We start from the raw sequence: 8,780 nt of genomic DNA on the forward strand, positions 1-8,780 counted from the left end.
AGACGCACTCGATGCATCTGTCGCTGCTCGGCCGCCTGTGGCCGACGCCGATCAAGGCGCGCCGCAAGGCGGTCGACAAGCTCGGCGAGCTGCTGGGCGAGCTGCATGACGTCTTCGTCATGCGCGCGCTGCTCGCCGCCGACGGCGAGCCGCTCGGCCCGCCCGAAGACACCAAGCTTCTGCGCAAGCTCCTGAAGCGTTCGGAAAAAAGCCTCAGCAAGGCCTGCCTTGCCGATGCTACCGAACTGTTCGGCGACAGCCCCAAGCGCTCGGCCAAAAGGCTGGCGCGCAAGGCGCGTGACGATCTCGCCGTTCCCCACGAGGAAGCCAAGGCGGCCTGATCATGGTCTAAGTGGCCGGCCTGTGCTAATCGGCGTCTGGCATGACTGCGCCGGCCGACACCCTTCTGGATCGACTTGGCCGCTGGCTCGCCGGCCGGCTGCAGGATGAATCTTCGGGCTATGAGCCCTATACGCCGTCCGATGCCGACACGCTGCGCCGCACGCTGCAGCCTGGTGACGTCCTGCTCATCGAAGGCAACCAGAAGATCTCGGCGGTGATCAAGTATCTCACCCAGTCGACCTGGTCGCATGCGGCCTTCTATGTCGGCGATGCCTTGCCGCAGCCCGAGGACGGTTCGGAGCGGCCGCGCCTGATCGAGGTGACGCTCGGCGAAGGCTGCGTTGCCGTGCCGCTGTCGCGCTACCGCACCTACAATACCCGCATCTGCCGCGCGAGTGGGCTGACGCCCGAGGATCGCGACAAGGTCGTTGCCTTCATGATCGGCAAGCTCGGCCTCAGATACGATCTCAAGAACATTTTCGACATGCTGCGCTTTTTCCTGCCGGCGCCGCCGGTGCCGGTGCGCTGGCGCCGCCGCCTGCTGGCATTCGGCTCCGGCGATCCGACACGGGCCATCTGCTCGACGCTGATCGCCGAAGCTTATGGCCAGGTCCGCTATCCGATCCTGCCCGAGATCACCCGAGCGCCCGGCCGCGCCTCGGCGCAGTCGAGCTATATGCGCCGCGAGATCCTGCACATCCGCCATCACTCGCTCTACACGCCACGCGACTTCGATCTGTCGCCCTATTTCCGTATCGTCAAGCCGACGCTGGAATATGGCTTCGACTATCGGGCGGTCGCGTGGGAGGACACCGCGGCCGATTCGGAAGAAAAGGCCGCCGAGTAGCTCTGCCTGAGACGAGGGCCCGGTCGGCAGGTCACGCCGGCAGCGGTCGCTTCGAGGTCTCGGCGCGCGCGCCGGCATCTCGCGGGTGCGGCCCAATCGGCATGATCGCCGGAAACGGCGTCGCGCCGAAGGCAAAGGTCCATTTGTAGCCGATGAGCTGATCTTCCGGCGTGGTGTGCTGGTCATGGTGGGCAAGCAGCCTTGCCCGCTCGGCAAGGTCCTCCGCCTCCCGCCGCACCATCTCCGCCGTTTCCGGCCGCATGCGCCGCGAGAAGCTGACGAATGTCGCTTGGCCGTCCATATGGCCGATCGCCCAGCCGATGAAGTTCTTGTTGGTCGTCTCGAAATGCGGCTTCAGCGGGCCCTCGAAATCCCACTGGATCGGCGTCTCGACAAGGAGCCTTGCCGACAGGCCGCGCCCGAGCGCCACCAGGCCAAGCTCTTCCAGATCGCGCAGGTAGAGGAACATCGAGGCTTCGCTGAGGCCCTGCGAGCGCATGATGCCCTCGGGCGTGAATTTTTCGGAGAGCATGATGAAGACGAAGAGCAGCGCCGGCCGTGCGGCGAGCTTGCGCTCGATCTCCGGCGCGACGTGGTTGGCCGGTCCCGGCCCCCGGCTCATCGAGCCCAGCACATTCTCCAGTTCCACTTCCGCCGCGGCGCAGATCTCCATCAGCCGGTCGAGCTTGCAGTTGCGCTCATGGAAGATACGCTTCACCGTCGGCTCGGAAACGCCCATGCGCTCGGCCAGCGCCCGGTAGGTCAGGCCCTTGGCCTTCAGCGTCCGTTTCAGCGCCTCGAAGATCGGACCGTTCATGGAATGCACCTCGTTTGCGTGAATTCGTATCGATCTTCGATACTAGTCCCGAAGCGCCTTCCGGAAAAGTATCGAAAAACCTAGCTCTCCGCCGTCATCACAGGAGAGCACCATGAAAACCCTCATCGCCTCGACCTTTCTCGCCATCATCAGCATCGCGACGACTCCCGCCGCCCAGGCCGGCGAGATCTGGCGCGCATCCGGTTTCGAGCAGCCGGAATCGGCGCTTGTCGACGCCGCCAACAAGCGCATCGTCGTCTCCAACATCGTCGGCAATCCCGGCGATGCCGACGGCAACGGTTATCTGTCGCTGCTGTCACTGGACGGCAAGGTCATCACCCGCCACTGGGTAGACGGCATGGATGCGCCCAAGGGCATGGCGATCGCCAGCGGCAGGCTCTACGCCGCCGACATCACCAAGATCCGCGTCGTCGATCTCGCCAGCGGCAAGCTGGTCTCGACCATCGACGTGCCCGGCGCCGTCTTTCTCAATGACATGACTTCCGATGCCTCGGGCAAGGTCTATGTCAGCGACATGCTGGCCGACACGATCTACCGCATCGACGGCGACAAGCCGGAGCTGTTCGTCAAGGATGCGCTGCTCGCCTCGCCCAACGGCGTCTTCGCCGATGGCGACCGGCTGATCGTCGCGTCCTGGGGCAAGGGCATCAAGCCCGATTTCAGCACGGCGGAGCCCGGCAGCCTGCTCGCGGTCGATTTGGCCAGTAAGAAGGTCACGCCGCTGCCCGGCGCTCAAGAATTCGCCGACCTCGACGGCGTCGTCGCTATTGGCGACGATATCTACGCCACCGCCTACATGACTGGCACGCTCTACCGCTACCGTGCCGGCGGCAAGCCCGAGGTTGTCGCTTCCTTCAAGCCGGGCAGCGCCGACATCGGCACCGATGGCAGCTCGATCATCTATGTCCCGCTGATGAACGAAGGCGCGGTCGCGGCGCTGAAGATCGACTGAGAGCCGTCGGGGGAACGACGTCAATCGGGATTGGACCGCTATATCGACGGGGCTGCCATCTGGTTCCGCCGCTCGCTGCCGGGTAGCAGTCCGCCGCATGAGCGAAGCCGCGAAGACATCCAGCCTGACCTGCGCCGTTTCCCCGACGATCCCGGTGTTCATATGCGCGCTGGCGATCTTTCTGCTGTCCGGGATGGACGCGGCGATGAAGTCCCTGGTCATCGCCGTAGGCGTGTACAACACGGTGCTGTGGCGCAGCATGGTCGCGACCTTGATCGCGGGCACGGCTTGGTCGACCGGGCCGCGCTCGAAACCGGCCCTTCCGGTGCTGGGGCTGCATGCGCTGCGCGCTGCGGTTGTCGGCATCGTCCTGGTGTCGTTCTTCTGGGGTCTCGCCAGGTTGCCGCTCGCCGAGGCGATCGGGCTCAGCTTTGTCGCGCCTCTGTTTGCGCTGTTCCTCGCCGCGCTGTTGTTGGGCGAACGTATAAGGCGGCAGGTCGTGTGGGCGTCGCTGGCCGGCATCGCGGGCGTCGCGATCATATTGGCCGGCCAGTTTGGGGCGGCAAGCCATTCGCAAGATGCCCTGCTTGGCACGGCTGCGGTGCTCGTATCGACGGTGTTCTATGCCTATAATCTGATCCTCTCCCGGCAACAGGCACTGTTGGCCAAGCCAATCGAGATCATGCTGTTCCAGAACCTCTGCGTCGCAATCATCCTTGGTCTCGCCGCGCCGTGGCTTGCCGTTGCGCTGCCGAACGACCTCTGGCTTCCCCTGGTCGGGGTGGCGGTGCTTTCGCTCGCCGGTCAATTCCTGATGAGTTGGTCCTACGCCCGCGCCGAGGCGCAATATCTCATCCCGACGGAATACTCGGCCTTTATCTGGGCAATCGCGCTTGGTTGGTTCTTCTTCGGCGAGGAGGTGGCCTGGACAACGCTGACAGGGGCATGCCTGATCGTCTGTGGCTGCCTGATCGCCGCGCGCGCAAACCCGAAGCTTGCCGAGCCGATCGAAGCGGCAGTTTGAGGACGCTGCGACGGTTTGATGTCGGTTGCGGCTCAGCGCTGCTGGGTCTGCGCCGCGGAGGACTTCAGCCGCACGCCCCTGCCGCCGCGCTCGCTGGCCTGGTTCTCGCCGATCAGCTCCACCCCGATCTCGTCGAGTGCCTGGATGACCTTCATCAGCGAGTCGACAACGCCCCGGACGACGCCTTCGCTCGCTTCCATGCGTTGTATGGTCGGAAGCGAAACCCCGGCGCGCTCGGCGAGCGTTCTCTGGTCGATGCCGGCCAATGCCCTCCCAGCGCGCATCTGTGCGGCAGTCATCATCGGCCGGAATCCATGTCTGGACGTGCAGTATCGATGTATAATATAAATATTACAATGTCTCAAGCATCATCGAGAGTTTAGAAATAGGCGCGGGATCAATCGCTGTCAGCCACCACCTTGCGCCGCTGCAGCAGGCGCGCCGCGAGCCAGCATAACGTGGCCCAGGCGAAGCCGGCGCACCAGCCAGCAAGCACGTCCGACGGCCAATGCACGCCGAGATAGACGCGGCTGGTTCCGACCAGCACCGTGGTGAGCACGGCGAGGCCGAGCACGAAGATCTTCGTCCTGCGGTTCGGCAGGAAGCGCGCGGCGAGTGAGCCCAGCGTGAGATAGGTCACCGCCGACAGCATCGCGTGGCCGCTCGGAAAGGACAGTGACGTCTCGTTGACGAGATGCGAGACAAGATCGGGGCGGGGCCGGTCGACCTCGTGCTTGAGCAGGCTGGACACCACCTGCCCGCCCGCCACCGAAACGAACACGAACAGTGCCGTCGCCGGTCGGCGCATCAGCAGAAAATAGACGATCGCCGCAGTCGTGATCAGCACCACCACGGTGGAGCTGCCCAAGCTGGTGATGTCGCGCATCGCGCCTTGAAGCCAGGGTGGACCGATCGGGCTGTCCGGCTGTCCGGCATGGCGGAAGGCGAGCAGGATTTCCGTGTCGAAGGCGTGCGGGGTCGTGGCGCGCGCCACCTCCATGAGTTCCAGCAGGCCCCATAGCCCGCAGGCGATCGCCAGCCCGGCCAGAAGCACCGGGAATTCTATTCTGTTGAGCAGCGCCTTGGCGGTCGATTTCATTCGATGCCCACTTTGTTCGATGCCCACTTTGTTCGATGCCCTTCGGTCCAGCTACAGCCGCTGCATATAGGGCCCGAGCGTGATCAGCGCGACGGCGGCGATCGCCAGCACGACGCCGGTCGCCTGCAATGCATTCAATCGCTCGCCGAAGAAGACCAGTGCAACGACATTCACCGACACCAGTTGGATCACCGCCGACAGGCTGAACGACACCGACATGCCGAATTCGCGGATCAGCCGGAGCATGATCAGATTGCCGGCGGAATAGAGCGCGAGCGTCAAAAGGATCTTGGCCAGGCTCGGCGCCAGTCCCCATTGTTTGGCCGCCATCGCCGCCAGCAGGAAGATCACCGTCGAAACGCCAAGCTGCGCCAATCCCCAGAAACTCACGTTTTCATCCCTCCTGAAGCGGCCGTCGCCGCGCCCGTCGCCGTTCTTGTTTCCGAAGCGCGCGAAGCCGTCAAGCTGATCGCGTCGGGCGAGGCACGCTGCGACGGGATCGAAGCCGGATGTCGCAAAATACGCCTCGCAGCCATGGTTGGCGCCTTTGCGTCGAGGCCGCTCTTGGATCCGCTCGCCGGGTTGTTGTGCCCGTAATTGGCACCGGTGCATGCGCGGCCGGAGGCGAACAATCGTCAGTCGGCAAATCGACCTTGTTTAATCATGCCGATGTCACGAAAATGTGATCGGCCGCCTATAGGGATCGACAGGTCACACGTTCCAGCCACCTCAAGAGCCAGAGGACAGCTTATGACCCAATCCCCCGAGACCCGCTTCCGCACCAGCCTGCTCGAGGAAAATGACGGCCCGCCCGTCAATCCCACCGACAACCGCACCATGGGCGAGATCATCGCCGCGCGCTTCTCTCGCCGCGGTTTCCTGAAGGGTTCGCTGGCCGTCTCGGCCATTGCCGCCACCGTCAGCCCGCTTGCGCTCGTCGCGGCAGACGACGCGCGCGCCACCGAAGGCTCCGCCTTCAAATTCGACGAGCTCGAGGCTGGCATCGACGACAAGCACCATGTCGCGCCGGGCTACGACGCCGACGTGCTCTTGCGCTGGGGCGACCCGCTGTTTGCCGATTCGCCGGGGTTCGATCCGACCAGGCAGTCGGCCGAGGCTCAGGCCAGGCAGTTCGGCTACAACAACGACTATGTCGGCTATATCCCGATCGACGGCTCGGCCGAGCATGGTCTGCTGGTCGTCAACCACGAATACACCAACCCGCATCTGATGTTCCCGGGCATCGTCAAGACCGTCGACAAGGACGGCAAGAAGGCCGCCGAGGTGGCGCCGCTCAGCAGGGAGCAGGTCGATGTCGAGATGGCGGCGCATGGCGGCACCATCGTCGAGATCCGCAAGGAAGGCGGCAAATGGCAGGTGGTGCGCGACGGCAAGCTCAACCGCCGCATCATGTCCACCACCGAAATGGCGCTTTCCGGTCCGGTCGCCGGCCATGATCGCGTCAAGACCAATGCCGATCCGTCCGGCACCAAGGTCATCGGCACCGTCAACAATTGCGCCGGCGGCGTCACCCCCTGGGGGCACCTATGTGATGGCCGAGGAGAACATCCATGGCTATTTCTCGGGCGAATTGCCGGAAGGCCACAAGGAAGCCGGCAACTACAAGCGCCTCGGCATTCCGGAAGGCGCCTATGAATGGGGTGCCCATTACGACCGCTTCAACCTTGCCAAGGAGCCGAACGAGCCCAACCGCTTCGGCTGGATCGTCGAGGTCGACGTCAACGATCCGAATTCGGTGCCGAGGAAGCGCACCGCCATGGGCCGCTTCAAGCATGAGGGCGCCGAATCGATCGTCGCCGAGGACGGCCGTGTCGTCTTCTATCTCGGCGACGACGAACGCTTCGACTATGTCTACAAATTCGTCACCGCTGGGAAGTTTAATCCCAATGACCTCGCGGCCAACATGGACCTGCTCGACGACGGCACGCTGCATGTGGCGAAGTTCGCCGAGGACGGCTCGGTCGAATGGATGCCGATCGTGTTCGGCCAAGGCCCGCTGACGGCGGAGAACGGGTTCGCCAGCCAGGCCGACGTGCTGATCGAGACCCGCCGCGCCGCCGACCTGCTCGGCGCCACCAAGATGGATCGCCCGGAAGACATCCAGCCCAATGCCGGCAACGGCAAGGTCTATGTCATGCTGACCAACAATTCGAAGCGCAAGGCCGACCAGGTCGACGCGGCAAACCCGCGCGCGGAAAACGCCTTCGGCCACATCATCGAGATCGTCGAGGACGGCGGCGACTTCGCCGCCACCAAGGGCAAGTGGGAAGTGCTGTTGAAATGCGGCGACCCCTCGGTGGCCGATGTCGGCGCCACCTTCTCGACAGCGACCACCGCCAATGGCTGGTTCGGCATGCCTGACAATTGCGCCGTCGATTCCGCCGGTCGCCTCTGGGTCGCCACCGACGGCCAGGGGCCGAAGGCCACCGGCCGCACCGACGGCCTCTGGGCGGTCGACACCGAGGGTGCTGCGCGGGCGACCTCAAAACTGTTCTTCCGCGTGCCGATCGGCGCCGAAATGTGCGGCCCGCTGTTTTCGCCGGACGACCAGACCGCTTTCGTCGCCGTCCAGCATCCGGCCGACGGCGGCGACGACTGGGAAGGTTTTGGACGCCCGTCCTACTACGAGGACCCGTCGACCCGCTGGCCGGACTTCAAGCCGGACATGCCGGTGCGGCCGGCCGTCGTCGCGATCACCAAGCAGGGCGGCGGCAAGATCGCGGTTTGATAGGCCGGGTCTCTGCAGACCAGAAGGAAGGGTTCCGGTGATCCGGGATCCTTCCTCTCATGTCGACAATCACCCCGCACGTCGAATCACGGCCATGTTCAGGGTGCTTCTCAACCGGAAGCCGATGGACTCGTAGAGCGTTATGGCGGCAGCGTTGCTGTCATAGGCGTGGAGATAGGGAATCTCTCCGCGCGCCATGATCCGGTTTGCCACGAAGAGCGACAGCAGCCTGGCAAGGCCGCCGCCGCGGAAGTCCGGATGCGAGCAGACGCCGCTGAGTTCTGAGTAGCCGGGCTGCTTCATGCGCTCGCCGGCCATCGCCGAGAGCCTGCCGTCGATCTTCACGCCCCAGAACTCGCCGAGGCTTAAGGCTTCCAGTGTGAACGGGCCTGGCTTGGTGAGCGATGCCAGGGCGAGCATCTCGGCCGCATCGTGCCGTGTCAGTCGCTGCACACGCTCATCGGACACCGTCTGCACCGGTTGCTCGGCGACCATCTGCACCAGGGACGCTGTCGAAACCGCGGAAAGCTCCACAGGCAGGACGATCCTGTCCGTCTGAACCAGGATCGAGCTTTCAAGCGATGGGAGAAGCTTGCCCAGCGCGCGCAGGCTTTCCGCATCGTCCGCCGCGGTGGCGGCGAAAGGAACGATCGACGGCCGGTACCGCCGGGCAAGATTGTCGCCTTCCGCGAAGGCCTGATGGCGCGTTGCAAGCGCGCTCCAGATGGGACGGTCGAGAACGTGTTTCATGGCGCGACGGCCTTGGGCGCGACGGCCTTGGCTTTTTCCGCGCGCCGGTGGAGCGGGGTCGCGGCCAGCCGATCCTCGTGATGGCGGCGAGCTGGCCGAGAAGAGGCCCGGAGAGGTCCGCGCACAATTGCGCGACCGCGTCCTCGATGCGCGGCCAGACGTCGCGCTTGGCGGTGTCG

General features: G+C 64.6%; 8 protein-coding genes and 2 pseudogenes. 5 read left to right on the plus strand and 5 right to left on the minus strand.

Annotation, left to right across the window (positions count from 1 at the left end; all coding sequences use genetic code 11):
* Positions 1-341 (plus strand): annotated as a pseudogene (locus DH10_RS10695) (CHAD domain-containing protein); the annotation flags it as partial.
* 41 nt (positions 342-382) lie between these two features.
* Positions 383-1,189: a C40 family peptidase gene (locus DH10_RS10700; protein WP_192255227.1), complete on the plus strand. Its 807-nt coding sequence runs from the start codon at positions 383-385 to the stop codon at positions 1,187-1,189.
* A 31-nt stretch (positions 1,190-1,220) separates the two neighbouring features.
* On the opposite strand, the gene DH10_RS10705 is transcribed toward DH10_RS10700, so the two are convergent.
* Entirely contained in the window at positions 1,221-2,006 is a 786-nt protein-coding gene (locus DH10_RS10705; RefSeq protein WP_192255229.1) for a helix-turn-helix domain-containing protein, read from the minus strand.
* A gap of 112 nt (positions 2,007-2,118) precedes the next feature.
* Between DH10_RS10705 and DH10_RS10710 the strand changes: the two genes are divergently transcribed.
* Together DH10_RS10710 and DH10_RS10715 are read left to right on the plus strand one after the other, a co-directional pair.
* Positions 2,119-2,979 carry an SMP-30/gluconolactonase/LRE family protein gene (locus DH10_RS10710; RefSeq protein WP_192255231.1) on the plus strand — a complete coding sequence of 287 codons (861 nt, stop codon included), beginning with the start codon at positions 2,119-2,121 and terminating at the stop codon, positions 2,977-2,979.
* Between the two features lie 97 nt (positions 2,980-3,076).
* On the plus strand, positions 3,077-4,003 hold the full coding sequence (locus DH10_RS10715; protein WP_192255233.1) for a DMT family transporter: 927 nt from the start codon (positions 3,077-3,079) through the stop codon (positions 4,001-4,003).
* Between the two features lie 32 nt (positions 4,004-4,035).
* Here the strand turns inward: DH10_RS10715 and DH10_RS10720 are convergent, their stop codons facing one another.
* From DH10_RS10720 to DH10_RS10730, 3 genes are all read right to left on the minus strand, one after another.
* On the minus strand, positions 4,036-4,305 hold the full coding sequence (locus DH10_RS10720; protein ID WP_192384712.1) for a helix-turn-helix domain-containing protein: 270 nt from the start codon (positions 4,303-4,305) through the stop codon (positions 4,036-4,038).
* A gap of 95 nt (positions 4,306-4,400) precedes the next feature.
* Complete coding sequence (locus tag DH10_RS10725) at positions 4,401-5,102, minus strand: phosphatase PAP2 family protein (RefSeq protein WP_192255238.1); 702 nt, start codon at positions 5,100-5,102, stop codon at positions 4,401-4,403.
* A 51-nt stretch (positions 5,103-5,153) separates the two neighbouring features.
* Entirely contained in the window at positions 5,154-5,492 is a 339-nt protein-coding gene (locus DH10_RS10730; RefSeq protein WP_127859561.1) for a hypothetical protein, read from the minus strand.
* Between the two features lie 360 nt (positions 5,493-5,852).
* Between DH10_RS10730 and DH10_RS10735 the strand changes: the two are divergent.
* Positions 5,853-7,851: pseudogene (locus DH10_RS10735) on the plus strand (PhoX family protein).
* Between the two features lie 69 nt (positions 7,852-7,920).
* Here DH10_RS10735 and DH10_RS10740 read toward each other — a convergent pair.
* Positions 7,921-8,601 carry a GNAT family N-acetyltransferase gene (locus DH10_RS10740; RefSeq protein ID WP_192255242.1) on the minus strand — a complete coding sequence of 227 codons (681 nt, stop codon included), beginning with the start codon at positions 8,599-8,601 and terminating at the stop codon, positions 7,921-7,923.
* Positions 8,602-8,780: the final 179 nt, after the last annotated feature.

The organism is Mesorhizobium silamurunense (assembly GCF_014843825.1).
Classification (GTDB): domain Bacteria; phylum Pseudomonadota; class Alphaproteobacteria; order Rhizobiales; family Rhizobiaceae; genus Mesorhizobium; species Mesorhizobium silamurunense.